Origin of the sequence: Streptomyces sp. NBC_01092 (genome assembly GCF_045039535.1) — a bacterium.
Lineage (GTDB): Bacteria > Actinomycetota > Actinomycetes > Streptomycetales > Streptomycetaceae > Streptomyces.
Genome location: NZ_CP108659.1, coordinates 7073762 through 7100226 on the forward strand (window position 1 = coordinate 7073762; position 26465 = coordinate 7100226).

21 protein-coding genes and 1 riboswitch are annotated in these 26465 nt (G+C 71.0%); of the genes, 14 read left to right on the forward strand and 7 right to left on the reverse strand.

Translation table 11 applies throughout. The features are described from left to right. Nucleotides 1–2: 2 nt before the first annotated feature. From aroA to OG254_RS32355, 3 genes are all read right to left on the reverse strand, one after another. Complete coding sequence (gene aroA / locus OG254_RS32345) at nucleotides 3–1322, reverse strand: 3-phosphoshikimate 1-carboxyvinyltransferase (RefSeq protein ID WP_405588739.1); 1320 nt, start codon at nucleotides 1320–1322, stop codon at nucleotides 3–5. Between the two features lie 86 nt (nucleotides 1323–1408). Continuing rightward, the gene (locus OG254_RS32350) at nucleotides 1409–2131 is read right to left on the reverse strand and encodes a M50 family metallopeptidase (RefSeq protein ID WP_405588742.1); all 723 of its coding nucleotides are present in this window, start codon (nucleotides 2129–2131) and stop codon (nucleotides 1409–1411) included. Nucleotides 2132–2291: 160 nt separating this feature from the next. Beyond that, on the reverse strand, nucleotides 2292–5312 hold the full coding sequence (locus OG254_RS32355; protein WP_405588745.1) for an AAA family ATPase: 3021 nt from the start codon (nucleotides 5310–5312) through the stop codon (nucleotides 2292–2294). Nucleotides 5313–5552: 240 nt separating this feature from the next. Between OG254_RS32355 and OG254_RS32360 the strand changes: the two genes are divergently transcribed. From OG254_RS32360 to OG254_RS32415, 12 genes are all read left to right on the forward strand, one after another. Continuing rightward, the gene (locus OG254_RS32360; protein ID WP_405588748.1) at nucleotides 5553–6203 is read left to right on the forward strand and encodes a hypothetical protein; all 651 of its coding nucleotides are present in this window, start codon (nucleotides 5553–5555) and stop codon (nucleotides 6201–6203) included. A 43-nt stretch (nucleotides 6204–6246) separates the two neighbouring features. Continuing rightward, entirely contained in the window at nucleotides 6247–7002 is a 756-nt protein-coding gene (locus OG254_RS32365) for a dienelactone hydrolase family protein (protein WP_405588751.1), read from the forward strand. 138 nt (nucleotides 7003–7140) lie between these two features. Next, the gene (locus OG254_RS32370) at nucleotides 7141–7956 is read left to right on the forward strand and encodes an SOS response-associated peptidase (protein WP_405588754.1); all 816 of its coding nucleotides are present in this window, start codon (nucleotides 7141–7143) and stop codon (nucleotides 7954–7956) included. A gap of 1 nt (nucleotide 7957) precedes the next feature. After that, nucleotides 7958–8605, forward strand: coding sequence for an alpha/beta family hydrolase (locus OG254_RS32375; RefSeq protein ID WP_405588757.1), 648 nt, complete (start codon nucleotides 7958–7960; stop codon nucleotides 8603–8605). A 257-nt stretch (nucleotides 8606–8862) separates the two neighbouring features. Then, on the forward strand, nucleotides 8863–9558 hold the full coding sequence (gene sigR / locus OG254_RS32380) for an RNA polymerase sigma factor SigR (protein ID WP_147993625.1): 696 nt from the start codon (nucleotides 8863–8865) through the stop codon (nucleotides 9556–9558). After that, complete coding sequence (gene rsrA, locus OG254_RS32385; RefSeq protein WP_030961237.1) at nucleotides 9555–9857, forward strand: mycothiol system anti-sigma-R factor; 303 nt, start codon at nucleotides 9555–9557, stop codon at nucleotides 9855–9857. The genes sigR and rsrA overlap by 4 nt, the downstream gene beginning before the upstream one ends. Nucleotides 9858–9965: 108 nt before the next feature. Next, nucleotides 9966–11255, forward strand: a complete 1290-nt coding sequence (locus tag OG254_RS32390; RefSeq protein WP_405588761.1) for an HD-GYP domain-containing protein — start codon at nucleotides 9966–9968, stop codon at nucleotides 11253–11255. After that, nucleotides 11252–12493: an HD-GYP domain-containing protein gene (locus tag OG254_RS32395; RefSeq protein ID WP_405588763.1), complete on the forward strand. Its 1242-nt coding sequence runs from the start codon at nucleotides 11252–11254 to the stop codon at nucleotides 12491–12493. Before OG254_RS32390 ends, OG254_RS32395 begins: the two co-directional genes overlap by 4 nt. Nucleotides 12494–12602: 109 nt before the next feature. After that, entirely contained in the window at nucleotides 12603–13583 is a 981-nt protein-coding gene (locus OG254_RS32400; RefSeq protein ID WP_405588766.1) for a tetratricopeptide repeat protein, read from the forward strand. Nucleotides 13584–13722: 139 nt separating this feature from the next. Continuing rightward, nucleotides 13723–14373 (forward strand): peptide deformylase, encoded by a 651-nt coding sequence (gene def, locus OG254_RS32405; protein ID WP_351192183.1) that lies wholly within the window; start codon nucleotides 13723–13725, stop codon nucleotides 14371–14373. A gap of 298 nt (nucleotides 14374–14671) precedes the next feature. Continuing rightward, nucleotides 14672–15757, forward strand: a complete 1086-nt coding sequence (gene cyc1, locus OG254_RS32410; protein WP_405595305.1) for an epi-isozizaene synthase — start codon at nucleotides 14672–14674, stop codon at nucleotides 15755–15757. Continuing rightward, the gene (locus tag OG254_RS32415) at nucleotides 15754–17145 is read left to right on the forward strand and encodes a cytochrome P450 (RefSeq protein ID WP_405588769.1); all 1392 of its coding nucleotides are present in this window, start codon (nucleotides 15754–15756) and stop codon (nucleotides 17143–17145) included. Before cyc1 ends, OG254_RS32415 begins: the two co-directional genes overlap by 4 nt. Before the next feature lie 4 nt (nucleotides 17146–17149). On the opposite strand, the gene OG254_RS32420 is transcribed toward OG254_RS32415, so the two are convergent. After that, nucleotides 17150–18115: a helix-turn-helix domain-containing protein gene (locus tag OG254_RS32420; RefSeq protein WP_405588772.1), complete on the reverse strand. Its 966-nt coding sequence runs from the start codon at nucleotides 18113–18115 to the stop codon at nucleotides 17150–17152. Between the two features lie 175 nt (nucleotides 18116–18290). On the opposite strand from OG254_RS32420, the gene OG254_RS32425 reads away from it, so the two are divergent. Next, nucleotides 18291–18530, forward strand: coding sequence for a hypothetical protein (locus OG254_RS32425; protein ID WP_405588775.1), 240 nt, complete (start codon nucleotides 18291–18293; stop codon nucleotides 18528–18530). Here OG254_RS32425 and OG254_RS32430 read toward each other — a convergent pair. From OG254_RS32430 to OG254_RS32440, 3 genes are all read right to left on the reverse strand, one after another. Further along, on the reverse strand, nucleotides 18443–19456 hold the full coding sequence (locus tag OG254_RS32430; protein WP_405588777.1) for a ribonucleotide-diphosphate reductase subunit beta: 1014 nt from the start codon (nucleotides 19454–19456) through the stop codon (nucleotides 18443–18445). The genes OG254_RS32425 and OG254_RS32430 overlap by 88 nt on opposite strands. Continuing rightward, nucleotides 19456–21840 (reverse strand): ribonucleoside-diphosphate reductase subunit alpha, encoded by a 2385-nt coding sequence (locus OG254_RS32435; RefSeq protein WP_405588780.1) that lies wholly within the window; start codon nucleotides 21838–21840, stop codon nucleotides 19456–19458. Before OG254_RS32435 ends, OG254_RS32430 begins: the two co-directional genes overlap by 1 nt. A gap of 146 nt (nucleotides 21841–21986) precedes the next feature. Beyond that, nucleotides 21987–22095: riboswitch (cobalamin riboswitch) on the reverse strand. A 77-nt stretch (nucleotides 22096–22172) separates the two neighbouring features. Further along, nucleotides 22173–22679, reverse strand: coding sequence for a GNAT family N-acetyltransferase (locus OG254_RS32440; RefSeq protein ID WP_405588783.1), 507 nt, complete (start codon nucleotides 22677–22679; stop codon nucleotides 22173–22175). A 156-nt stretch (nucleotides 22680–22835) separates the two neighbouring features. Here OG254_RS32440 and OG254_RS32445 point away from each other — a divergent pair, with 156 nt between their 5' ends. Next, nucleotides 22836–26453, forward strand: coding sequence for an ATP-binding protein (locus OG254_RS32445; protein ID WP_405588786.1), 3618 nt, complete (start codon nucleotides 22836–22838; stop codon nucleotides 26451–26453). The last annotated feature ends 12 nt before the right edge of the window (nucleotides 26454–26465 follow it).

A 26465-nucleotide genomic window follows, 5' to 3' on the forward strand; every position in this document is an offset into this window, starting at 1 on the left:
CCCTACGCCCCGAGCATCCCGGTCCACAGTTCGGGGAAGTCCGGGAGGGTCTTCGCCGTCGTGGCCACGTTCTCGATCCGTACGCCCTCCACAGCGAGGCCGATGATCGCGCCGGCCGTGGCCATGCGGTGGTCCTCGTAGGTGTGGAACACCCCGCCGTGCAGCCTGCGCGGGCGGATGTGCAGGCCGTCGGCGGTCTCGGTGACGTCGCCGCCGAGTTCGTTGATCTCCTTGGTCAGCGCCGCCAGCCGGTCCGTCTCGTGCAGACGCAGGTGCGCGACGCCGCGCAGGGTGGAGGGGGAGTCCGCGAGGGCGGCGACGGCCGCGATGCCCGGGGTGAGTTCGCCGACCTCGCTCAGGTCCACGTCGATGCCGTGAATCGCACCCGAACCGGTGAACACGAGCCCGTACTCGGTGAGTTCGCAGGAACCGCCCATCTCGGTGAAGATCTCGCGCAGCCGGTCACCGGGCTGGGTGGTGCGGGCCGGCCAGTCCGGGACGAGGATCTTGCCGCCGGTCACCAGCGCCGCCGCCAGGAACGGCTGGGCGTTGGACAGGTCCGGCTCGATGGTCAGGTCGCGGCCGAGCAGGGCGCCCGGCGTGACACGCCAGACGTTCGGCTCGCCGCCCGACTCCGGGGTGTCCACCTGGGCGCCGACGGCACGGAGCATGTCGACGGTCATGCGGATGTGCGGCATCGAGGGCAGCGAGGAGCCGATGTGCCGGACCTCGACGCCCTGGTTGAAACGCGGTCCGGAGAGCAGCAGGGCCGACACGAACTGGGACGACGACGAGGCGTCGATCTCCACCGGGCCGCCCTCCAGGGCGCCCCCGCCGTGCACCGTCAGCGGCAGGGCGCCCCGGCCGTCGTCGTCGATCCGGGCGCCGAGGACGCGCAGGGCGTCGATCACACCGTGCAGGGGACGCTCGTACGACCTCGGGTCGCCGTCGAAGCGGACGGGGCCGTCGGCCAGCGCGGCGACCGGCGGCAGGAAGCGCATCACCGTGCCGGCATTGCCGACGTCGACCGTGGCCGGGCCGCGCAGACCCGCGGGGAGCACGCGCCAGGCCTCGCCGGTGCCCTCGGGGCCGACGCCCTCCTCGATACCGACGCCCATCGTCCGCAGCGCACCGGCCATCAGCAGGGTGTCGCGGGAGCGCAGCGGGCGGCGCAGCCAGCCCGGCTCCGAGGCGAGGGCGGCGAGGACGAGGGCACGGTTGGTGACTGACTTGGACCCCGGCACGTGGACCGTCGCGTCGACGGCTCCGCTCGCGTGCGGGGCGGGCCATAGGGCGGTGTGTGCGGCGGGGTTTTGGGCCATGGGTTCACTTTATAAGGAGCGTGTGGTTCGGGTGCGGCGCCGTCGGGGCTGATCGCGCAGTTCCCCGCGCCCCTTGAGTTGGCTGGTCACACCGCTAGCAGCCACCTGCCGCCACCTATCAGCGCGCACAACGACACCGCGTGGAACAGGAAGAGCCAGAGGCCCGCCGGTACGTGGGTCAGCCTCGAAAGCTGGTCAGCGTCCGAGTCCCCGGCGCCCCCACGCGACCGCTTCGCCTGCAGCTCGAACGCCGGGCGTACCCCGCCCACCAGCAGGAACCACACCACCACGTACGCGAACGCCGCCTGTACCTGCGGGCCGGTCAGCCAGGACACCAGGACGAAGGTGCCGCCGGTCACGAACACCGTCAGCGCCCCGTACGCGTTGCGGATCATCACCAGCATCGCCACCAGCAGGGCCGTCGCCAGCCACAGCAGGAGGGTGATGCGGCCGGCGCCCAGCAGTGCGGCGCCGCCCAGGCCCAGCAGCGGGGGAGCCGTGTAGCCCGAGGCGGCGGTGAGGATCATGCCGATGCCGTGCGGCTTGCCGCGGCTGACGGTGAGGCCGCTGGTGTCGGAGTGCAGGCGTATCCCGGTCAGCGTCCGGCCGGTCAGCAGCGCGACCAGGCCGTGGCCGCCCTCGTGGGCGATCGTGATGGCGTTGCGGGACAGACGCCACAGGCTGTGCGGGACGACGACGGCCAGCGCGACGACCAGCGCGGCGATCACCACCCACAGGTCAGGGTCGGGCTGGGTGCCGGAGACCTCGCCCCAGAGGGAGGCGAGCGAGGCGGATGCTGTGCTGTCCATGTAAGACGTCGGCTCCCTTGGGTCGGATGGAATCTGGCAGTGTGGCACGCAAGTGCGGACGGTATCTGAGACGCCGACTCGGCAGCGATCGTTCCTGACAGCAAACGCACAGGTCAGAGTGTTGGAGCCGGGGAATGCTCCGGGACTCTCGGGGTACGGGTCAGGGCCCGTCCGCGTAACGGCGTGCCAGGGCGATCAGGGCGGCCCGGCCGCTTTGGCCGGTGCGGTTTCTGAGGCTCGCGAGGTGTTTCTCGACGGTGCGTGGCGAGAGGAAGAGGTGCTCGGCGATCTCCTGGTTGCCGAGTCCTCGGCCGAGCAGGCGCAGCACCTCGTACTCCCGCGCGGTCACCCCCGCCCGCCGCAGTTCCTGCGGAATCGTGTCGTGGCCCTGGCGGCGGCGGGGAACGGGAGAGCCGGCTTCCCGCAGCAGGGCGCGGCAGGCTGCCGACACCCGTGTCGTGCCCCGGTCGTGGAAGAACTGCTCGGCGGCGCACAGCCACTCGACGGGGTGCCCCCAGCCGTCGGCGAGCGCCGCGGAGGCGCCCAGGCGCAGACACAGGTGACGGGCCAGGGGGATGGCGTCGGTCCCGGCCAGTGCTTCCTCGGCCGCCTTGGCTGCCTCCCCGGCGCGGCCCTCGCGGCCCAGCAGCACGGCCCGGGACCACCCCACGAAGGGCCGGTCCCAGTGGACCTGGGTGAGCCGGTCCGCGACGGCCCCGTCCAGCTCCGCCCAGCCGGCCGCGCCCCGCACGGTACGCAGGAGCAGGTACGGGCCCAGGAAACCGGTGACCCCGCGCGTACTGGGCAGGGCGCGCATGGCCCGGTCCGCCTCGGTGAACTCGGCCAGCGCACGGTCGGGTTCCTCCCGCAGCAGGGAGCAGATGCCCTGGGCCCAGCCCCACACGGAGGTGTCGGCGTAGCCCCAGAGCGCTCCGGCGCTCCGTCCGGCCAGTGCGCTCTGCATGGCCTGCAGCGCGGCCTGGAGTTTCTCCCGCTCGCCACGGGAGGCGGCGATGATGGCGTCCATTCCGACGCCGATCAGCTGCACCTCCTGCAGCCGCAGTCTGCGGGCCGTCGTCCTCAGCCGCCGGGCGGACTCCAGGGCCTGGTCATGCTCGTCGCGCAGCACATGGGCCTGTGCCAGATGCATGTCGGCCCAGGCCGTCATGAGCACGGCACCGGTCTCCTCGGCCGCCTTCCGAGCGGCCAGCAGCCGATCCGTCCCGGTGAACCGGATCCGGTCCAGGGCGCCGAGTTCCAGCAGGCCGCGTATCCGCCAGACCGGCAGCGCATGGGCGTCGGCCGTGGCCACCAGGCGTTCGAACACCTTCTCCGTCTCGGCCAGATCCCGGGGCCGCAGGCAGTACCCCAGCATGTTCAGCGCCTTGCAGCTCACCTCCGGCAGCCCGACCGCCTCGGCGGTCGCCACGGCTCCCTCGGCCAGGGCTCTGGCGCTCTCCAGCCGGTCCGGGCGCTGCGAGTTGAGCACCAGGTGCGCGGCGACCGCGTCCAGGGCGGCGCGGGACGCCGGGTCCGGCTCGGCTCCGAGCAGCTCCCGAGCCCGCCGTACGGCGGTCAGGCCCTCCTCCCACTGCTGCGCGGTGGCCGCGGCCCTGGCCCGGATCAGGAAACCCGCGGCGCGGCGGGCGGGCGGCGCGCCCCATGCGGTCAGGACACGGTCCAGCCGGTCGCCGAGCTCCGGGACGCGCCGGACGTCGCCCGTGAGGACGAGTGTCCCGAGCAGCTCCTCCAGCAGCCGGGCCACGGCCTCGGGCGGGGCGTCCGCCGCGTCGGCGGTCAGCTCCAGGCCCCGGTCGAGGAGTTCCACCGCGGTCAGCAGAGCGCCCCGCAGGACCGCCTGCCGGCCGGCTCGGGTGAGCAGTACGGCCGCACGGGCCCGCTGCCCGCCGGCGACGCACAGCTCCGCGGCCAGGCGGTACAGGTCGTCGCCCGGGTCACCGCCGATCAGACCGTCCGGCTCCCCGGCCCGCCGGGCGGGGCGGTCGGCGCCCCGCGGCCGATGCCCTGCCGCGTCGGCGGACTCGATCGCGTCGGCGGCGGCGAGGCAGAGCGCCGCCCGCTCCGCGGGCAGCAGCCGGTGGGTGATGGCGTCGGCGGTCAAGGCATGACGGAAGGAGTGCCAGCCGGGCTCCTCCGCGGTGGCGCCGTCGGTGACCAGATGGGCGCGTGCCGCATGCCGTAGCTGGCGGAGCGCTGTCGTCCGGTCGACCCCGGCGACGCGGGCGGCGATGTCCACGGGGAAGCGCCTGCCCAGAACGGCCGCCGCTTCCAGGAGCGCGACGCCCGGCGGTTCCAGGTGGTCCACGCGCTGGAGGACGGCGGCGGCGACCGTCGCGGGCACACCGGCGTCCAGCGAGCCGGTCACCGTCCAGCCGTCGCCCTGCCGCTGGACGAGGCTGCCGCTGTCGACCATGGCGGTCAGCAGCTCCTCCACCACGAAGGGGACACCTTCGGAGACGGCGTGCAACCGGTCCAGTACGGCTGCCGGAACCTTGCCCGCGTCGTCGTGGCCCAGACAGCGGGCCGCCAGTTCCGCGGTGTGGGCGGGGCCGAGGCGTGCGAGGCGCAGGGTGCGGGCCGTGCGGCGGGACGCGGCGGCCTCCGCGAGGTCGAGGGCGGGACCGGGCCCACCGCGCAGGGTGGCCAGCAGGACGGCCCGTTGGCCGGGAAGGTTGTCCGTGAGGTAGTCGACGATGGTGAGCGTGTCGGCGTCCGCATCGTGCAGGTCCTCCAGCACCAGGACACAGCCGCCGGAGCGTCCGAGGGTCCCCAGGAGTCGCAGCACCGCTTCGGCGTAGCCCACCAGCGGCGCACCGTCCTGCGGCGCCAGCCCGCACAGCCGCGACAGCAGCGGCTCGTAAGGGCCCAGGTCCCCGTCCGCGGGCGCCCCTTCGCCGCGCAGTCCGGAGAACACGGCCTCCGCGAGCGGGCGCAGCGGCACCGCGCGCCCGGCGGACGCGGCCCGCCCGCGCAGCACCCGCAATCCGGAGCGGACGGCTGCGGCTGCGGTCTCCTCGACGAGGCGCGACTTGCCGATGCCCGGCTCGCCCAGCACGAACACCGACGAGCCCCGCCCCTCGCCCGCCGATGCGACCGCCGCGGTCAGAAGATCCCGCTCCGGTTCTCTGCCGACCAGTGCCGATGACGACAACGACGACACTCAGGCCCCCTGCGCCCTCTTCCGGGATGTCCCCCGCCGGCACCCGTCGAATACTCCTTCGAGCCCGCACAGCGTAGTACCCACAAGTCACAGGGGCCGCACAACTACATGGGGGCTCAACCCCGATGTCCGCGGCGGCCGGTGGGCGGCACGCTTACCTCCAGCAGGGCACGGGGGACAGGGCATGACTCGGGGGACATGCCCTGCCTGCTGTTCTTTCTTCGATCGGGAGTCGCCGACATGTCGTCAACGCCGTCATCGCCGCGTGCCGTCAGATGGATCACCGCCGGGCTTCTGGGCGTGGCGCTGTGCGGATGCTCGTCGCTCACCGCCGGTACGGGAGGGGATACCGGCGGATCGTCGTCGACGAGCTCGGCGCAGGACGGACCGGACGTACCGGCGTTCGCCCAGGACCTGGAGCGGGTGTGCACGGAGGGGCTCGGCTACTCGGGGATGCCCGCCTACGACCGCAGGAAGAAGACCGTGCACCCGGCGATGCTCATGAACAAGCCCGGTGACGACTGGTCGCAGTCCGAGCCGTCCGCCGATGACTTCCCCAAGGGCTGGTTCCTCGGCTACGCGGACAAGCCGGCCGAGGCCGAGCTGGTCGTCTGCGTCGAGCGCACCAAGGCGACCGCGAGCGGCAAGGTGTGCGACATGGAGGGCGACGACGGCAAACCGTTCAAGGTGCGTACGTACAACACCTCGTACCGCCTGAAGGTCGTCGAGGCGCGCACCGGCGAAGAGCTGTACAAGCACACGGGGGAGGCCAAGTCCGAGGAGTGCCCGGTGTACATGCTCACCTCGGAGGGCGAGGACAAGGACAAGTACTACAACGAAGTGCGGCCCAAGGACTTCCGAAAGAACGTCCAGCCCTTCATCGCGCCGTAGGCTGCACGACGGCCGTCCCGTCCCCGCCCCTCCGGAGGACCGCATGCCCGCCGCGACCACCACCGTCGATCTCACCGAGCTGAGCGCCGCCGCCGGTGGCTCCCGTCGGCTCACCGGTCATCTCACCCGGCCTACCGGGCCGGGCCCCTGGCCCGGTGTCGTCGTGGTCCATGAGGCGCTGGGCGTCAATGATGTGATGCACCGTCAGGCGCAGCGGCTGGCGAGCGCCGGGTACCTCGTCGTGATGCCGGACCTGTTCACCGACGGAGGGGCCGTACGCTGCCTGGTGCCGACCTTCCGGGCCGCCCTGTCCGGCCAAGGCCGTGCCTTCCGCGACATCGAGGCGGCCCGCACCCGCCTCGCCCAGGATCCCGACTGCACCGGGCGGATCGGCATCATCGGCTTCTGCATGGGCGGTGCCTTCGCCCTCCTCGCCGTGAGCGACGGCGAGTTCGACGCCGCTTCCGTCAACTACGGCCGCCCGCCGAAGGACCTCGACGCGGCGCTCGACGGCTCCTGCCCCGTCGTCGCGAGCTACGGAGCCCGCGACCGTACGCTGCGCGGCGCGGCCCCCAGAGTGGAGGCGGCGCTCGACCGGCTCGGCATCGTCCACGACGTCAAGGAATACCCGGAGGCCGGGCACTCCTTCCTCAACGACTCCGAGGTCGGGCCACGCGCGCTGCGTCCGCTGATGCGGGTCGCCGGAATCAGGCCGCACCCGGAGTCCGCTGCCGACGCCTGGCGGCGCATCGACAGCTTCTTCGCCACGCACCTCAAGGCGGACGGCCACAAGCCCTGATCGTGCCGGGTGCGGGAGCGGTCTGCCACCCTTGGACGTCTCCAGGCGGCTCGGGCACGCTGACCCGGCACCATGCCGACTGGTGCTGAGTGAGGCAGAGTGATCTTGCGTTTTCGCAGGTCGGAGGGGTGGTTGCAGATGTGCGGACGGTATGCGGCGAGTCGTGCGCCCGAGGATCTCGCAGGAATCTTCGAGATCGAGAAGTGGGAGCCCGAGGAGACCCTCGACGCGGACTACAACGTGGCTCCGACCAAAGAGGTCCTCGTCGTCCTCGACCGTGCCCTGAAGGACGCGGAGGACCCGCGGCCGGTTCGGCAGCTGCGCAAGCTGAAGTGGGGGCTGGTGCCGAGCTGGTCCAAGACCCCCGAGAGCGCCTTCAAGATGATCAACGCGCGCGCGGAGACGGTGCACGAGAAGCCGTCGTACCGGCGGGCCTTCACCTCCCGGCGCTGCATCATCCCCGCCGACGGCTACTACGAGTGGGTCACCGGCACCCAGGAGCGGGACCTGGAGGTCGAGGGGAAGCGGAAACGGCCGCGCAAGCAGCCGTACTTCGTGCTGCCCGCCGACGGGTCGGTGTTCGCGATGGCCGGACTGTACGAGTTCTGGCGGGACAAGACGCTGCCCGACGAGCACCCGCAGGCCTGGTGGGTCACCTGCTCCGTCATCACCACGGAGGCCGAGACGACCCCGCTCGCCGTGTCGCCCGCGGACGGCCCGCGCACGCTCGCCGACATCCACCCCCGCATGCCGCTGATGCTGACCCCGGACCGCTGGGACGCCTGGCTGGACCCGTCCCGCAAGGACCCGGACGAGCTGCGCACGCTCCTGGACGCGCCGCCCGCCGGACTGATGCGCGCCTACCCCGTCTCCACGCTGGTCAGCAACGTCCGCAACAACGGCCCGGAGCTGCTGAAGGAGCTGGACGGGCCCGAAGAGGGCACACTTTTCTGACGTGACGACCGAGTCTGATGTGACGACCGAAACCGTGGGCACGGACGCGGGCGACGCCCGTATCACCTGGCACCGCGCGAAGAAGCCACGCCTCGTCCTGGCCGCGAGCCACGGCGCCGGAGGCGGCATCGGGGCACGGGACCTCGTCGCGCTCGCGGAGGTCCTCCCGGCCCACGGGGTGAGCGTGGCCCTCGTGGAGCAGCCCTGGCGCGTGGCCGGCAAGAAGGTGGCGCCCGCGCCGAAGACGCTCGACGTCGGCTGGCGGGGCCTGTGGCCCGCGCTCGCCGCACCGGGGCTGCCCGTGATCGCCGCAGGCCGCAGCGCCGGCGCCCGCGTCGCCTGCCGTACGGCCGTCGAACTCGGCGCGCACGCCGTGCTCGCGCTGAGCTTCCCCCTCCACCCGCCGGGCAGGCCCGAGAAGTCCCGCGCCGACGAACTGCTCGGGGCCGGGGTGCCGACCCTCGTCGTGCAGGGCGGGAACGACCCCTTCGGCAGGCCCGAGGAGTTCCCGGCCGGTGACTACGAGCTGGTCGAGGTGCCGTACGGCGATCACGGGTTCGCGGTGCCCAAGCGGGCGCCCCTCGATCAGGGCGAGGCAGTGGCGATCGTCACGGACGCCGCTGTGAAGTGGGTCGGGTCACTGGGGTAAAGCTTCGGGAATGTTGTGGACCCGGTCCCTGTTGTGGCGGACAGCGGTGCTGAACCGGCAGCGCACACGTCGTAGGAGAGGAAGTCCGCCGCATGGGTTCGACCTTCTGCCCGACCGCAGGCAGCCGCGCCGACCTGGAGTGGACGGTCCTGCATGCGGCCAGGACCACTCCTATTCGAGGGGCGGCAGGTACGGCAGGTCGTCTATCCTCCGATTCAGGTGGGACCGGTTTCGGCCCTGCCCGCAATCTTGAGGAGGTGGGTCCGGTTCCCGGTACCGACGCAGGGACCGACAACGGCCAGGCGGAGCAGCCCGAGGGCCTGGGCACGAGCGTGGACCCGTCCGCGGAGTCGACCGCCGAGCGCAGCGCGCGCTTCGAGCGGGACGCGCTCGAATTCCTCGACCAGATGTACTCGGCCGCGCTGCGTATGACGCGCAACCCGGCCGACGCCGAGGACCTGGTCCAGGAGACCTACGCCAAGGCGTACGCGTCCTTCCACCAGTTCCGCGAGGGCACCAACCTCAAGGCGTGGCTGTACCGGATCCTCACCAACACCTTCATCAACTCGTACCGCAAGAAGCAGCGCGAACCCCAGCGCTCCGCGGCCGAGGAGATCGAGGACTGGCAGCTCGCCCGCGCCGAGTCGCACATGTCGACGGGCTTGCGCTCCGCGGAGTCGCAGGCGCTCGACCATCTGCCCGACTCGGACGTGAAGGAAGCGCTCCAGGCCATCCCCGAGGAATTCCGTATCGCCGTGTATCTGGCCGACGTTGAGGGCTTTGCGTACAAGGAGATCGCGGACATCATGGGGACACCCATCGGTACGGTGATGTCCCGGCTGCACCGGGGCCGCCGTCAACTGCGCGGCATGCTCGAGGACTACGCCCGAGAGCGCGGGCTGGTCCCGGCCGGCGCCGGAGAGTCGAACGAAGCGAAAGGCTCGGGCTCATGAGCTGCGGAGAGCCGCACGAGACGGACTGCTCCGAGGTACTCGATCATCTCTACGAGTTCCTCGACAGCGAGATGCCGGACGTCGACCGGGACAAGTTCAAGCAGCACTTCCAGGAGTGCTCGCCGTGCCTGGAGAAGTACGGGCTCGAAGAGGCCGTGAAGAAGCTGGTCAAGCGGTGCTGCGGACATGACGACGTACCGACGGACCTGCGTGCCAAGGTCCTCGGCCGGCTCGACCTGATCCGCTCCGGCCAGGCCGTGCCCGAGCACGACGTCACGGCAGCGCCACAGGAATCCTGACCGCACAGCCGTCACTCGAACGTGCTAATCCCCCGGTCATAAGACCGCGAACCTCCCCTTGGTCGCTTTAGGCTCCCATGCCTGACGAGCGCGGCCGGGGAGGGGCGTATGGAGGCGACACCCGTACGGGCCCGTGTCTACGTGGGCTGTGCCGTCCTCGGCGCCCTGCACTGCCTGTACGTCCTGCCGACGACGCGTGTCCCCTGGTGGGCGGTGGCCCTGCTGGCCGCGCTCTACGCCGTGGGCGAGCGGCTGTCCGGCTCGTTCTATCCCGTGCTCCTCGCCGGGGCCTTCCTGCTGTCACCGCCCGCCGCCGCGCTGGTCGCGGTGCCGGGGGCGCTGATCGCCCCGGCCGGCGGACGGCCGCAGCCGCTGCGGCGGGTGTGGCGGGCGGCGCAGCTCGTGGTCGCCGTGTGGGTGGCCGCGCGGGTGCACTGGGAGCTGGGCGAGCGCGACGCCGTGGTGGCGTCCGACTTCCCGTACGCGCTGGTGCCCGCCGCAGCCGCGGTCCTGGCGTTCTGTCTGGTGCTGACCGTGCTGGACGGCGGGATCCTGGCGCTGGCCGAGCGCCGGCCCCTGCGGCGGACCTGGCACGCGCTGTTCCTGCGGTCGCTCGCGCCGATCGCCGTCCACGGTCTGGCCGGGCTCATGATGGCCGTGCTGTGGCGCAGTGCCTACGGTCCCGTCGCCGCGCTGCTCGTGCTGCTGCCGATGTGCGTGTCGTGGTGGGCGTTCGCCCAGTACCACCGGGAACACGCGGCGCATCAGGCGACCATCCGAGCCCTCGTCCAGGCCGTCGACATCAAGGACGGCTACACCCGGGGCCACAGTGAGCGCGTCGGTCAGGCCACGATGATGATCGCGCGTGAGCTGGGCCTGGCCGAGGAGCGCGTCGAGGTGCTCCGCTTCGCCGGGATCCTGCACGACGTCGGCAAGCTGGGCGTGCCCACCCGGCTGCTGCGCAAGAACGGGCCGCTGACGCCCGAGGAGCGGCGGGTCATCGAACTGCACCCCGAGTACGGGCACGAGATGGTGCGCGGGATCGCCTTCCTGGGGGAGGCCCGGGCCGCCGTACTGCATCACCACGAACGGCTGGACGGGAGCGGGTACCCCTACGGGCTGAGCGGGACTCAGATCCCGGAGTCGGCGCGGGTGGTGGCCGTCGCGGACGCCTTCGACGCGATGACGTCGACCCGGTCCTACTCACGGGCCCGGCCCGTGCCCGTCGCGCTGCGGGAGCTGGAGAAGTGCGCCGGCACGCAGTTCGACCCCCGGATGGTCACGGCCCTCGCCCGCGCCGTCGACCTGCACGGCTGGCATCCCGCGGTGACCGCCGACGAGCCCTCCGCGCCCGCGCCCCGCCCGCAGATCGCCGGCGCCCCCGGAGCGCCCCGATGAGCGCCCCGCGGCCACCCCTGTTGCTCACCCTCGTCCACACCTGCGCCGCCCTCCTCGCCACGGGCTGTCTGCTCGGCATCCTGGGGAGCGCTCTCGCCGAGCGCGGCATCGCCGTCGCCTTCGGCGCTCTCGTCGTCCTCGGCGAGGTCACCCGCTGGACCGGAGCCGAAGGCAGGGAGGCGGCGCCCCTCGGAGCCGCCGCCGCGCTGTCGTACGCGCTGCTGGGGGAGAGCGGCGGCGAGCCCACCCAGCACGGCGTCGCCCAGGTCGTCGGTGTCGTCCTGGCCGCCTCGCTCCTCGGCAGCGTGCCGCACATCGCGCGCGGGCGCCCCGTGCTGGACCACCTCGCCCGGCGGGTGCTCACCGTCGGCTTCGCGGCCGCCTGCTTCCAACCCCTGTTCAACCAGGGCACGTTCCACGGCTGGGGCACCTCCTACGCTCTGCTCCTGCTCGCGATCCTGGCCCTCACCACCCTGTGCGACGCCCTGCTCGCCGCGGCCCTGGCGCACGCGCGCACCCGATGGCCCTTCGGGCCGCTGCTGCGGGACGAGCTGCGGGCGACCCTCGGGGTCGGGTCGGCCGTCTGCGCGACCGGCGCGGTGATGGCGCTCGCGGTCGCCGTGGTCGGGCTGTGGGCGCTGCCCGTCTTCTCGCTGCCGCTGCTGCTGACCCAGATGTCCTTCCGCCGGTACGCCGCCGTGCGGACCACCTACCGGCAGACCATCGCCTCCCTCGCCCGGGCCACCGAGATCGCCGGGTACACGCCCGTCGGACACGCTCGGCAGGTGGCCGCGCTCAGCCGGGAGGTCGGGCGGGACCTGGGCCTTTCCGAGGCCGAGCTCACCGTGCTGGAGCACGCGGCCCTCATGCACGACATCGGGCAGCTCAGCCTGGTCGACCCGGTACCGGCCGGCGCCACCGCCGTACTGCCCGTCGAGGAGCAGCGCAGGATCGCGCTGCTCGGCGGGGCCGTCGTACGGCAGACCGGGGTGAGTCCGCAGGTGGCGATGGTCGTGGAGCGACTCGCCGATCCCGGTCCGGAGCAGCCGCTGGCCGCACGGATCGTGCGGGCGGTCAACGCCTACGAGGAGAAGGCACGCGACGCCGGTCCGGGCGGGTCGCTGAAGGCGCTGGAGGAACTGCGGCTGAGTGCCGCCGGGGACTACTCGCCGGAAGTGGTGGGGTCGCTCGCGCGGGTGCTGTCCAGAGACTGTCTGACGGCGCCCGTGGCTGGGTAACCCATGGGTAATGAGCGCCCTTCCAGCCGTACGTGGTTGGATGCGAATGAGAGGGTGTCCGGGGGCGAGCACTAGCCAGCCCACTCCACGGAACTGGCAGGCGGGAATCGTGAGGATCTTCGGCAAGGGACGGCACCGGCCCTCCGCCTCCTGGCGGCAGGCCACCGACCGGGCGTTCACGCTCATCGGCGACGGCCGGTACGAGGACGCGGGCGCGCTGTTGACACGTGCCGCCGATCTGGAGCCCTGGCTTTCGGAGTCCTGGTTCAACCTCGCGCTGCTGCACAAGTTCCGGCACGACTGGGAGCAGGCCCGGGCCGCCGGACTGCGTGCCGTGGCGCTGCTGGACCGGGAGACCGGGGCGCCCGACTGGTGGAACGTCGGTATCGCCGCCACCGCACTGCAGGACTGGCCGCTGGCCCGGCGGGCCTGGCAGGCGTACGGGCTGCGGGTGCCCGGTGGCGCGACCGACTCCGGTGAGCCGGTCGGCATGGACCTCGGCAGCGCGGCCGTACGGCTGTCCCCGGAGGGGGAGGCCGAGGTCGTGTGGGGGCGGCGCCTGGACCCCGCCCGGATCGAGGTGCTGTCGATTCCGCTGCCGTCCTCCGGGCGGCGCTGGGGCGAGGTCGTGCTGCACGACGGCGTGCCCCACGGCGAGCGGACCACGGGGTCCGGGCACTCCTACCCCGTCTTCGACGAGATCGAGCTGTGGGCGCCCTCGCCCGTGCCCACCTGGGTGGTCCTCCTGGAGGCCGCCACCGAGGCCGACCGGGACGCGCTGGAGCAGCTCGCCGCCGACGCCGGGTTCGCGGCCGAGGACTGGTCGTCGTCCGTGCGGCTGCTGTGCCGGATGTGCTCCGAGTCACGGATGCCGTCGGACGAGGGCGACGGGGAGCACCTGGATCCGCACGACCACAGCGAGCCGGGGCACCCGGGGCCGCTGGGGCATCGCACGGACGGGCAGCTGTGGGTGCCGGAGCGCGAGTGCGGCGTGGCCGCGCCGGCTGCCTTGGTGCGGGGGTTGCTGGACGGGTGGGCTGCCGATAGCCCGGATTCCAGGGATTGGCGGGATCTCGAAGAGGTTTGCTAGGACCGTCGCCGGCGCGGGTCCGTCGCGCCCTGCGGCGGAGCCGCACATCGACGCAGTCCCGCGCCCCTGTGGCGGCGCTCCCCGTACCCTGTATCAGCATCACACCCTCTTTTCTTGTGCAGGAAGGCATACGTCGGTCATGGCCCAGCAGGACACCGAGCAGCAGCACGCGGGCGTGCTCCCCGTGGACGACGAGGGGTTCGTCGTCGACACCGAGGACACGGAGGAGCGCGAGAACGCCTGGCATGAGCGCGGCACCTCGCGGCCGATCACCGTGGTGGGGAACCCGGTCCTGCACAAGGAGTGCAAGGACGTCACCGAGTTCGGCGCCGAGCTGGACCAGCTGGTGGCGGACATGTTCGCCTCGCAGCGCACCGCCGAGGGCGTGGGCCTGGCCGCCAACCAGATCGGCGTCGACCTGAAGGTCTTCGTCTACGACTGCATGGACGACGAGGGCAAGCGGCACGTCGGTGTCGTCTGCAACCCGAAGCTCGTCGAGCTGCCCGCCGACCGGCGCCGGCTGGACGACAGCAACGAGGGCTGCCTGTCCGTGCCGACCGCGTACGCGCCGCTCGCCCGCCCCGACTACGCCGAGGTGACCGGGCAGGACGAGAAGGGCAACCCGATCAAGGTGCGCGGCACCGGCTACTTCGCCCGGTGTTTGCAGCACGAGACGGACCACCTGTACGGCTACCTCTACATCGACCGGCTGTCCAAGCGCGAGCGCAAGGACGCGCTGCGGCAGATGGCCGAGAACGAGCCCCGCTACCCCGTGGTCGCCAACGACTGAGAACGGCTCGCGGGCCCCACAAGTCCCTTACGCACGGCGCCTGGTCAGGTTCCTCCTCCTGACCAGGCGCCGTTCGCATGTCCGTCGCACGTTCGATCCCATACATGCAAGTAGTGATCCAAATCCAGTCACAAAAAGGGAGGAACGCGGCACTGAGGGGTAGTGAAAGAAGCAAATCCGTTCCCAAAACGGTCAGTTATGGTGCTGAATGGAAGTGCGGGGATACGCGACGGCGCACGCCCGGCACAACGGCAGGGCGTGCACGACTGCACAACTGGCGGCTGAGAGGAGTTTGTTCGTGCATGCTTTCTCGGACGGCACCACAGCGACATCGACGGCGGTCCCGGTTCCACCGTCGCTCTCTCTCCCGATGATCGAAGCGGCCTTTCCCAGGCAACTGCATCCGTATTGGCCCCAGCTCCAGGAGAAGACCCGCGCCTGGCTGCTGGAAAAACGTCTGATGCCGGCCGACAAGGTCGAAGAATATGCCGACGGACTTTGCTACACCGACCTGATGGCGGGGTACTACATTGGTGCCCCCAACGAGGTGCTCCAGGCGATAGCGGACTACAGCGCGTGGTTCTTCGTCTGGGACGACCGGCACGACCGCGACCTCGTCCACCACCGCCCCGCCGCCTGGCGGCGACTCAGGGACCGCCTGCACGCGGCGCTCGACTCCCCCGAGGACCATCTGCACCACAAGGACCCGCTGGTCGCGGGGTTCGCGGACAGTGTGACGCGGTTGTACTCGTTCCTGCCCCGCACCTGGAACATCCGGTTCGCCCGGCACTTCCACGCCGTGATCGAGGCGTACGACCAGGAATTCCACAACCGTACGGAAGGGATAGTCCCCACCGTCGAGGAATACCTGGAACTGCGCCGGCTCACCTTCGCGCACTGGATCTGGACCGATCTGCTGGAGCCGAGCGCCGGAATGGAACTCCCGGACTTCGTGCGAAATCACCCGGCATATCGGCGGGCGGCCCTACTGAGTCAAGAATTCGCCGCCTGGTACAACGATCTGTGTTCGTTCCCGAAGGAAATCGCGGGCGACGAGGTGCACAATCTCGGAATCAGCCTCATCACCCACAAGGGGCTGACGCTCGAAGAAACGGTGACGGAAGTCAGGCGACGGGTCGAGGACTGCGTCTCCGATTTCCTGGTGGCCGAGCGCGAGGCCCTGGAATTCGCGGACTTTCTCGCCGGCGGCACGCTGTGGGGAAGGGAACTCGGTGCCGCCGTGCGCGCTTGCGTCGGCAATATGCGCAACTGGTTCAGCTCCGTCTACTGGTTCCACCACGAGTCCGGCCGTTACCGGGTCGACAGCTGGGACGACCGGTCCACGCCCCCGTACGTCAACAACGAAGCGGCAGGTGAGAAATGACCGTCGAGTCCGTCCACCCCGAGACCCGGCCCCGCGGGGCCTCGGAATTGCGTCAACCGCCCCTCGCGGGCGGGGGAGTTCCGCTTCTCGGCCACGGCTGGAAGATGGTCCGTGATCCGCTGGCCTTCATGACGACGCTGCGCGATCACGGCGACGTCGTACGGATCAAGCTCGGACCGAAGACCGTCTACGCCGTCACCACGCCGGACCTCACCGGCGCGTTGGCGCTGAGCACCGACTTCGAGATCGCCGGGCCGCTGTGGGAGTCCCTGGAGAGCCTGCTCGGCAAGGAGGGCGTGGCCACCGCCAACGGCCCCCGGCACCGGCGTCAGCGACGCACCATCCAGCCCGCCTTCCGGCTCGACGCGATCCCCGGGTACGGGCCGATCATGGAGGAGGAGGCGCATGCGCTGACCGAGCGCTGGAAGCCCGGCGAGACCATCGACTGCACCTCCGAGTCCTTCCGGATCGCCGTGCGCATCGTCGCCCGGTGTCTGCTGCGCGGCGCGTACATGGACGAGCGGGCCGACCGGCTGTGTGCCGCGCTCGACACCCTCTTCCGCGGCATGTACCGGCGGATGGTGATCCCCCTCGGGCCGCTTTACAAGCTGCCGCTCCCAGCCAACCGCGCATTCAACGAAGCCCTGGCCGATTTCCATCTCCTGGTCGACGAGGTCGTCGCCGAACGCCGGGCATCCGGTCAAAAGCCGGACGATTTGCTGACGGCATTGCTGGAGGCGAAGGACGGCAATGGCGATCCCATCGGGGAGCAGGAGATCCACGATCAGGTCGTCGCGATATTCACCGCGGGCGCGGAAACCGTGGCCTCCACGATCTTGTGGCTGCTCCATGTGCTCGCGGAACATCCGGAACACGCCGACCAGATACGCGCGGAGGTCGAATCGCTCACCGGCGGCCGACCTGTGGCATTCGAGGACGTCCGCAGCCTGCGGCACACCAACAATGTCGTGGTGGAGGCGATGCGTTTGCGCCCCGCGATCTGGATTCTCACGCGACGGGCGGTGACCGATACGTCACTCGGTGGCTATCGCATTCCGGCCGGGGCCGACATCGTCTACAGCCCCTACGCCGTCCAGCGCGACCCGAAGTCGTACGTGCGGGGCGCCGAGTTCGACCCCGACCGCTGGCTTCCGGAACGCGCCAAGGAGGTGCCGAAATACGCCATGAGCCCGTTCGGCGTCGGCAACCGCAAGTGCCCGAGCGACCACTTCTCGATGGCCATGCTGACGCTGATCACGGCGGCGCTGTCCACCGAGTACCGCTTCGAGCAGGTGCCCGGTTCGAACGACGCGACCCGGGTGGGGATCACCCTGCACCCGCACACGCTGCTGCTGAAGCCGGTGGCGAGGGACCGGCGCAGGCCGTGACGGCCTACGCGGCGCTCGGCCCCTGGAACGTCCGCCGGTAGGCGTGGGGGGTCGTGCCCAGCGCCTGTACGAACTGATGGCGCAGCGCGGCCGCGGTACCGAACCCCGTGCGGCCCGCGATCGCGTCCACCGTCTCGTCCGTCGCCTCCAGCAACTGCTGGGCCAGCAGCACGCGTTGGCGCAGGATCCAGCGGTAGGGAGTCGTCCCGGTCTCCTGCTGGAAGCGGCGGGCGAACGTGCGCGGGGACATGTGCGCGCGCTCGGCGAGCTGCTCGACGGTGACGTCCTCGTCGAGGTGGCGCTCCATCCAGGACAGCACCTCGCCGACCGTGTCGCAGTGCGAGCGCGGCAGCGGACGCTCGATGTACTGGGCCTGCCCGCCGTCCCGGTGCGGCGGCACCACCATGCGCCGGGCGATCTTGTTGGCGACCTCGGGTCCCTGCTCCTGGCGCACGATGTGCAGACAGGCGTCGATACCGGCGGCGGTGCCGGCGCTGGTGACCACCGGCCCTTCGTCGACGTAGAGCACATCCGGCTCGACGATCGCCCGCGGGTGCTGTCGGGACAGTTCCCCGGCGTGCTTCCAGTGCGCACTGCACCGCCGCCCGTCGAGCAGCCCGGCCGCGCCCAGCACGAAGACGCCGGAGCACACGCTGAGCACCCGCGCCCCCCGCTCGACGGCCCTGACCAGGGCGTCCAGCAGCTCGGGCGGATAGTCGCGGACGACATAGTCGCGCCCGGCGGGCACGGCGATCAGGTCGGCCTCGTCCAGCCGCTCCAGACCGTAGGGCGTGGAGACGGAGAGCCCGCCGACATGGGTGCCCAGCGTCGGTCCCTCCGCCGAGGCGACGGCGAAGTCGTACGTGGGCAGATCCTCGTCGCTGCGGTCGATGCCGAAGACCTCGCAGACGACGCCCAGTTCAAAGGGGTGTACGCCGTCGAGGAGGACGGCGGCGACGTTGCTCAGCACGAGTCACCTCGCATCGCCACGCCGCTCGGTATCGGCTTCGGCCGGGGGGCCGGGGGTTGTCCCCCGGAAAGGCACAGCAGCATGCTGCCAGTGTGCCTCGGAAGTGGCAGTAAATCGAGGGTGTGCGGCAGTCCTGCCACTGTTTGTAAGGAGTGTTCAGCGCGACAGTGGTGTCATGACTACAGAACAGACACAGACACTGCTCGCCATGGTCGCCGTTCTCGGCATGTTCCTGGTCCTGGTCCTCCCGTCACTGATCGGCGCGGCGCGCGACCGGCGCATCGACCGACAGATCCGGGAGGCCCAGGGACGCAACGAGCCCCAGGCTCAGAAGTCCTCGTCCAGGTCGACGGTGCCCTCCACCGCCACCTGGTACGCCGACGGACGCCGCTCGAAGAAGTTGGTCAACTCCTGAACACCCTGCAGCTCCATGAAGGAGAAGGGGTTCTCGGAGCCGTACACCGGAGCGAAGCCGAGGCGCGTCAGACGCTGATCGGCGACACACTCCAGGTACTGCCGCATCGACTCGGTGTTCATGCCCGGGAGGCCGTCACCGCACAGGTCGCGCCCGAACTGGAGCTCGGCCTCGACGGCCTCCCTCAGCATGTCGGTGACCTCCTGCTGAAGCTGGTCGTCGAAGAGTTCCGGCTCCTCCTTGCGGACGGTGTCGACCACGTCGAACGCGAAGGACATGTGCATCGTCTCGTCGCGGAACACCCAGTTGGTGCCGGTGGCGAGGCCGTGCAGCAGGCCCCGGCTGCGGAACCAGTAGACGTACGCGAAGGCGCCGTAGAAGAACAGGCCCTCGATGCACGCGGCGAAGCAGATCAGGTTCAGCAGGAAGCGACGCCGGTCGGCCTTGGTCTCCAAGCGCTCCAGCTTCTCGACCTCGTTGATCCACTTGAAGCAGAACTCGGCCTTCTCGCGGATGGACGGGATGTTCTCGACGGCGTCGAAGGCCGCGGCCCTGTCCTCCGGGTTCGGGAGGTAGGTGTCAAGGAGCGTCAGATAGAACTGGACGTGCACGGCCTCCTCGAAGAGCTGACGGCTCAGGTAGAGCCGCGCCTCGGGGGAGTTGATGTGCTTGTACAGCGTCAGCACCAGGTTGTTCGCCACGATCGAGTCGCCCGTCGCGAAGAACGCGACCAGCCGGCCGATCATGTGCTGCTCACCCTCGGACAGCTTCGCGAGGTCGGCGACGTCCGAGTGGAGGTCGACCTCCTCGACGGTCCAGGTGTTCTTGATGGCGTCCCGGTAGCGCTCGTAGAAGTCCGGGTAGCGCATGGGACGCAGGGTCAGTTCGAAGCCCGGGTCGAGAAGGTTGCTGTTACGGGTGGTCATTACTGGCAGGCCTCGCAGGACTCGGGGTTTTCCAGGGAGCAGGCGACGGCGTCGGGCTCGGCGACCTGCTGGACGGGGATGGACTTCTCGGGCTGGGCCTGCGCCTGGGCGGCACGGGCGATACGGGTCGCCGGGCGCGAGCGCAGGTAGTACGTCGTTTTCAGGCCCTGCTTCCAGGCGTACGCGTACATCGAGGAGAGCTTGCCGATGGTCGGCGTCTCCAGGAAGAGGTTCAGGGACTGCGACTGGTCCAGGAACGGCGTGCGGTCGGCGGCCATGTCGATCAGGCCGCGCTGCGGGATCTCCCACGCCGTGCGGTACAGGGCCCGTACGTCCGCCGGGATCCAGGCGAAGTCCTGCACCGAGCCGTTCGCGTCGCGCAGCGCCTCACGGGTGCGGGCGTCCCAGACGCCGAGCGCCTTGAGCTCGTTGACCAGGTAGGAGTTGACCTGGAGGAACTCGCCGGAGAGCGTCTCGCGCTTGAACAGGTTGGAGACCTGCGGCTCGATGCACTCGTAGACACCGGCGATGGACGCGATGGTCGCGGTGGGCGCGATGGCCAGCAGCAGGGAGTTGCGCATGCCGGTCGTGGCGATACGGCTGCGCAGGGCGGCCCAGCGCTCCGGCCAGGTCAGCTCGACGCCGTAGTGGTCGGGGTGCAGCACGCCCTTGGCCGTACGGGTCTTCTCCCAGGCCGGCAGCGGGCCGCTGCGCTCGGCGAGGTCGGCGGACGCCTCGTACGCGGCGAGCATGATGCGCTCGGCGATCCGCGTGGAGAGGGCCTTGGCCTCCGGCGAGTCGAAGGGCAGCCGCATCTTGAAGAAGACGTCCTGCAGACCCATCGCGCCCAGGCCCACCGGCCGCCACTTGGCGTTCGACCGGCCCGCCTGCTCGGTCGGGTAGAAGTTGATGTCGACGACGCGGTCGAGGAAGGTGACTGCGGTGCGCACGGTGGCGTCGAGCCGCTCCCAGTCGATGTCGCCGGTCATCGTGTCGACAAAGGAACCCAGGTTCACCGACCCCAGGTTGCAGACCGCCGTCTCCCCGTCGTCGGTGACCTCCAGGATCTCCGTGCAGAGGTTGGAGGAGTGCACGACGTGGCCCGGCAGGGCGGTCTGGTTGGCGGTGCGGTTGGCGGCGTCCTTGAAGGTCATCCAGCCGTTGCCGGTCTGCGCGAGGGTGCGCATCATGCGGCCGTACAGGTCACGGGCCGGGATGGTCTTCTTCGCGAGCCCGGCCGCCTCCGCCTTGCGGTAGGCCGCCTCGAACTCCTCGCCCCACAGGTCCACCAGCTCGGGCACGTCCGACGGCGAGAAGAGCGACCACGGTTCGTCGGCGTTGACCCGGCGCATGAACTCGTCCGGGACCCAGTGCGCGAGGTTCAGGTTGTGCGTACGGCGGGCGTCCTCACCGGTGTTGTCGCGCAGCTCCAGGAACTCCTCGATGTCGGAGTGCCAGGTCTCCAGGTAGACGGCCGCGGCGCCCTTGCGCCGGCCGCCCTGGTTCACGGCGGCGACGGAGGCGTCGAGGGTCTTCAGGAACGGGACGATGCCGTTGGAGTGCCCGTTGGTGCCGCGGATCAGTGAACCCCGGGAGCGGATGCGGGAGTAGGACAGCCCGATGCCGCCGGCGTGCTTCGAGAGGCGGGCGACCTGGTGGTAGCGGTCGTAGATGGAGTCCAGCTCGTCGAGCGGGGAGTCGAGGAGGTAGCAGGACGACATCTGGGGGTGCCGGGTGCCGGAGTTGAAGAGCGTGGGGGAGGAGGGGAGGTAGTCGAGGCGGCTCATGAGCCCGTAGAGCGCGGCGACTTCGTCGACGGAGCGGACGGTGTCGTCCTCGGCGAGACCTGCGGCGACGCGCAGCATGAAGTGCTGGGGCGTCTCGACGACCTTGCGGGTGATGGGGTGCCGGAGCAGATAGCGGCTGTGCAGGGTGCGCAGGCCGAAGTAGCCGAAGCGGTCGTCCGCGTGCCGGTCGATCAGCGCGTCGAGGCGGGCCGCGTGCAGGCGCACGAACTCGGCGGTGCGGTCGGCGATGAGGCCCTCGCGGTGGCCGACGGCGACCGACTCGGTGAAGGACGTCACGCCCTGCGAGGCGGCCTCGGCGGCGATGGAGATGGTCAGCAACCTGGCGGCCAGCCTGCTGTAGGCGGGGTCCTCGGAGATGAGACCGGCCGCCGCCTCGGTGGCCAGCTCGCGCAGCTCCGCCTCGTCCGCGAAGGCGGACCGGCCGCGCAGCGCGGCGGCGGCGACCCGGCCGGGGTCGGCGTCGGAGAGGTCGGCGGTCAGCTCGGTCAGGGTCCGCAGCAACGCGGTTCCCGGAGCGTCCTCGTCCGTCGGGACGGTCGGGACGGCTGAAGCCGGATCTGCTGGCGCGATGGTCACGTGGGGGCTCTCCCTCGCTCGGCACGGGGGCCTTGCGGAGGGCAGGGGGCAGCACACGAGCGCACGCGGCGTCGCGTCCACCGGCCCACTCCACGAGGCCCGGACGTCAGAGCGCACCGGCCGGGTGGCCGGGCGCGCTGTCGACAGGTCCTCGGACTGACTCCTGTGCCCGCCGGGTCCCGGGAGGTGAGTCCTGGGAACAGACATGCACAAGTACACCGTTGCGGGACAGTTCCGGATTCGCACCGGATTCCCCTGCGGCGACAGCGAGGACGAGCATACATCTTGTGCTCGCCCGCCACGCCACCACCAGATGTTGTGTCGCGCTGGTTTCAGAGCGTCAACTCATAGGTGAGGAGAGTGATGTCGTCCAGGTGCGGGATCGGATTCCAGTCCCGCTCGGGCGTGCGAACGAAACCCAGCCTCGCGTAGATGCGATGGGCTCCGTGCATGGTGCTCTGGGTCGACAGGACGATGCGTACGCAGCCCTCCGTGGCCCGGGCGCGGTCGACGCAGGCGCGCACGAGGGCCTCGCCGGCGCCGCGTCCGCGGGCCGCGCGGTCGACGGCGAGCATCCGGATCTCCGCCTCGCCGGAGCCGGCTATGTCGGCCATGGGGCCGCCGCTCGGTACGAAGGTCACCCCGCCCAGCAGCCGCCCGCCGTCGACGGCCACCAGCACCTCGGCGGCGGCCGCGCGCCTGGCCACGTCCCTGAGCTCGCCGAGGTACTCGTCGCTCTCGCCGAAGTCGAGGAGTCCGTCGTCGAGGTAGGCCCGGGCGGTGATCTCACCGAGCGCGTCGAACTCGCCGGGTGCCGCCGGCCGGATCGCGAAGTCCATACGGCCGAGTCTGCCGGACGGCCACGACGGCGGGCCCGTGGATTTGCGCCGAGGGCCGCCGGGTTGCGGGGAGTTCCGGGAGTGTTTCCATGGAGATAGGTGTCGGCGCCTCGCGGTCGCTCCGTTTCGAGAGCCGTTCTCGGAAGGAGACGAACGATGACGAGGGTCGTCCGTCGCCCGCCCGGCAAGAAGCGGCCGCGCGACGCGCCGATGGCGACGCTGGCTCCGAGACGGGCGGGCAACTGGATCAGGCAGGGGGCCGTGGGCCACTGGCACCGGCTGACGATCCGCCTGGAGGCCCGCGGCGGCACCGCCCGCCCCAGGAAGTGGCGCCGCTGGTTCACCTACACCAATGTCACCCGGGCCATTTGGACGGTGGCCGCGCTGGGCGTGCTCGCGTGGGTGGTGGAGGGCCTGTACATCCTGCTCTCGGGCCACACGACCGGCTTCGAGAAGTGGCGGCAGGGCAACGACGGATTCGACACGGTCATGCGCTTCGTCGGCCCGGTGCTCGCCGCGTCGCTCGCCGCCGCGCTCTTTCTGTTCTGGTGGTACCGGTGGACCAAGCGGCGCTATCTCGCCAAGGCACGGGGCGACCCCCACCGACTGGTGCTCACCGCCGGCCCGGACACCGCCGAGATCGTGGGCCGGGAGGAGATCGCCCAGGTCATCGCCGAACGGCTGCGCGACCGCGACACGCGCCGGCCCTATCTGCTGGTCGGCGGGGTCGGTGTCGGCAAGACCGCCGTCCTGGTACGGCTCACCGAACTGCTGGCGGAGCAGAACGCCGTACCCGTGCCGATCCGGCTGCGGGACGCGAACGGCGGCAGCGACCTGAACTTCGAACGCATGGCCAAGGAGCGCTTCATCGACGAGGCACCCCGGGGCATCCTCGCGCGCACCAAGACCGAGCGGGTCTGGCAGCAACTGCTCGCCGACGACAAACCGGTCGTCATCGCCGACGGACTGGAGGAGGCTCTCCTCGGCGACGGCCTCCAGCAGAACCGGGACAACATCATCCGGCGGGCCATCGAGCGTGCCTACGAGGAGAAGCTGCCCCTCGTCATCGCCTCCCGTCCGCACAGCCCGCTGGAGAGCACCCCGGCCGCGATCGTGGAGCTGGAACCGCTCAGCGAGGAGGAGGCACTGCGGTTCGTCCAGGCACGCGTCCCGGAGACGGACGAACGCCGCGTGGACTGGATCGTGGAGACGGCGGAGGTGACCGAGTCGCCCGTCTACCTCCAGATCGCCCGCGAACTGCACCGCCATGGCGCCCTGGAGCACGACCGGCCGGACAACGACCCGCAGCACATGAACACCCGCAGCCGCGACCGCGGCACGCTGCGGCTGTGGCTGCTGGAGACCTGGGACGAGGCGCTGTGCGAGGGCCGGCTGCGCCCGGACGTCGCGCTGAGCCGGCGCGAACGCCGCGACGCCGTCGAAGTGGTCTCCGCCCTGGCCTGCGTGGGACTGCTCCAGGACAAGCTGGAGGTCGGCCTCGGGGAACTGCTCGACTCGGACGTCCACCCCGGTCCGCTGCGCCGCGCACAGGCCCGCGCCGAGCACCTGTGGACCGGCGGACGCGCCTTCGACCGGTACGGCAGGCGCGGCAATGTCTTCTCCGAGTGGCACCGGCAGCAGATCTGGGACGTGCTGTGCCGGCGGATCGGCCCGGACGAGAGGAGGCGGCTGCGCGGGGGCAACATGGACCAGTGCCGCTCCGCCCTCGCCCGGATCATGCGCAACGCGGACAAGCTGGACCTGGTGGAGGGCTTCGAACGCAAGGTCCGTTTCCCGCACAGCATCATCCAGGCCTACTTCGGCTACCGCGTGCTGCGCCAGCTCGGCGAGCGGGGCGCCGGCGAGCTCGTGGAGCACGTGCTCCAGCCGCCCGGACCCAGCCGCGAACTGCTCATGGCCCTGGTGCTGTTGTCGCGCCGCCGGGCGGCGACGGCCAGGGCCCGCGGGGTGGGCGTCCGGGCCGAGGTGAAGAAGGAGGCCGAGGAACGGCTTCGCCGGTCGCGGGTGGGCGGGCACACCCTGGCCCAACGGCTCTGCAAGGCCGCGGAACGCCGCACGGACGATCCGAAGGCGCTCGATCTGTACGCCGCCGCCGTGGAGATCGAGAGCGTGGAGGACGCTCCGCGGCTGCTCGGGGACATCCTGAACGAAGTGCGCGTGACCTGGGCCGGTTTCAAGGGCGACCGGCGCAGCCTCGACGACGCCAAACTGCGGCTGCTCAGGCAACTCGGAGCCGCCCTGCGAAGCGTCTCCGACCGGATCGACACCACTCCCCTCTACGAGCAGCTCGTCCAGATCGGCGTGAAGGAACCCTCCTACTCGATACGCCTGGCAGCCGCCCAGGAGTTCGGCACCGGCGGCAACGCGGCGTTCGCCGTGATCCGCGGGCGGGTCGGGCTGAGCAGCGACCCCGTGCAGGAGTACGACGACCGGCTCGGCGAGCTGAAGGCCTGGAAACGCGGTGAGTACGAGCATTGGGCCGAGCGCATGGCGCGGGCGCGGGCCGCGGGCGCGCCCTCGCTGGCCAGGACCGAGCGCATCGCCCGGCTCCAGCAGGACCGGCGCACGCTCAACCAGGAGTACCGCAGGAAACGGGTCGATCTGTTCCGGGAGTTCGTGATGCGTGCCTGGATGATCCCCATGCTGCTGGGCTCCGTCGACGAGGCACACCATGACGAGGCCCGCGAACGTCTCACCAAGTGGCTGAGCCATCTGGACCCGAAGGCCACCGGGGGCGTCCCCGATCTGCCGCTCGCCCTGGAGGCCGCGCTGGCCCAGGGCTTCAAGTACGCGGCCAACCGGCGGATCCGGCATCCGCAGGCCTACCAGGGCGGTCGCGATGACCTGATCCGGCAGGCGGAGACGGTGCTCCAGCAGTCCCGCTGCTGGTACGCGCAGGTCATGCTGCTCCAGGCGCTGTGCCTGTGGGAGCTCCCCGACAGCGTGGGCGTCCATGAGCGGGAGGCACACGCGATGCCGGTCAAGGACGGGCACCACGGCGGGCACGAGCCGCCCCAGGCGCTGGGCGGGGCGAGTGCCGTGCAGACCGTGGAGCGTTGGCTTTCCATGGCCGGCACGGTGAACCGGGCATCCGGGCATCCCGAGGCGAACGGCACCTCGCCGCCTCAGCCCCTGCATCCGTTCGTCGCCGAGGCAGGGGATCTGGTGGCCCTCGCGCTGGAGACCGGGCAGCCCGAGCGGTTCCTCTGGATCGACGAGAAGGGCGTCGCCGACAACATCGGCGCGCGCACCGGCAACCCCGAGGGGTACCGCAGGCACAACCTGTGGATCCCGCCCTCGGTCGGCTGGAGCACCCTCGACGCGCGCGCCCAGCGCCTGGTCGCCGACGTGCTGGTGATGCTGAACCTCATCGAACGGGACGGGCATCCGGACGAGGTCGAGGAGCGGATGACCCGCGCGGACCAGCCCGGGACGTCACTTCCGCCGTGCATCCGCAGCGACCGCGGCCCGCTGCGGCCCGACCTGCGGGCCGGCATGGGGGACCCGCCCACACCGGGAGCGACCTGCCTGCCCGACTGCAAGTTCCAGCTCTGCCCCTACCCGCCCCGGGGCTGTGTGCCGCGCGGGGAGATCCGGGAGCCGTTCTGCCGCCAGCAGCAGGCCCTGCTGCCGGGACGGGTGCGCCGGCATCTGCCCCGGGGGCTGCGCAGGAAGACGCCGCGCTGGGTCAGCATGCGGGTCCGGGAACTCGACGGCTTCTGGCAGCAAATGGCCGGACGTACACGCAGCTAGTGCGGTACGCCC

Bases quoted from the DNA above. Each gene is read 5' to 3' on its own strand.
- aroA (WP_405588739.1), bottom strand. From the start codon at position 1,322: ATGGCCCAAAACCCCGCCGCACACACCGCCCTATGGCCCGCCCCGCAC.
- OG254_RS32350 (WP_405588742.1), bottom strand. From the start codon at position 2,131: ATGGACAGCACAGCATCCGCCTCGCTCGCCTCCCTCTGGGGCGAGGTC.
- OG254_RS32360 (WP_405588748.1), top strand. From the start codon at position 5,553: ATGTCGTCAACGCCGTCATCGCCGCGTGCCGTCAGATGGATCACCGCC.
- OG254_RS32365 (WP_405588751.1), top strand. From the start codon at position 6,247: ATGCCCGCCGCGACCACCACCGTCGATCTCACCGAGCTGAGCGCCGCC.
- OG254_RS32370 (WP_405588754.1), top strand. From the start codon at position 7,141: ATGTGCGGACGGTATGCGGCGAGTCGTGCGCCCGAGGATCTCGCAGGA.
- rsrA (WP_030961237.1), top strand. From the start codon at position 9,555: ATGAGCTGCGGAGAGCCGCACGAGACGGACTGCTCCGAGGTACTCGAT.
- OG254_RS32390 (WP_405588761.1), top strand. From the start codon at position 9,966: ATGGAGGCGACACCCGTACGGGCCCGTGTCTACGTGGGCTGTGCCGTC.
- OG254_RS32395 (WP_405588763.1), top strand. From the start codon at position 11,252: ATGAGCGCCCCGCGGCCACCCCTGTTGCTCACCCTCGTCCACACCTGC.
- def (WP_351192183.1), top strand. From the start codon at position 13,723: ATGGCCCAGCAGGACACCGAGCAGCAGCACGCGGGCGTGCTCCCCGTG.
- OG254_RS32415 (WP_405588769.1), top strand. From the start codon at position 15,754: ATGACCGTCGAGTCCGTCCACCCCGAGACCCGGCCCCGCGGGGCCTCG.
- OG254_RS32425 (WP_405588775.1), top strand. From the start codon at position 18,291: ATGACTACAGAACAGACACAGACACTGCTCGCCATGGTCGCCGTTCTC.
- OG254_RS32430 (WP_405588777.1), bottom strand. From the start codon at position 19,456: ATGACCACCCGTAACAGCAACCTTCTCGACCCGGGCTTCGAACTGACC.
- OG254_RS32440 (WP_405588783.1), bottom strand. From the start codon at position 22,679: ATGGACTTCGCGATCCGGCCGGCGGCACCCGGCGAGTTCGACGCGCTC.
- OG254_RS32445 (WP_405588786.1), top strand. From the start codon at position 22,836: ATGACGAGGGTCGTCCGTCGCCCGCCCGGCAAGAAGCGGCCGCGCGAC.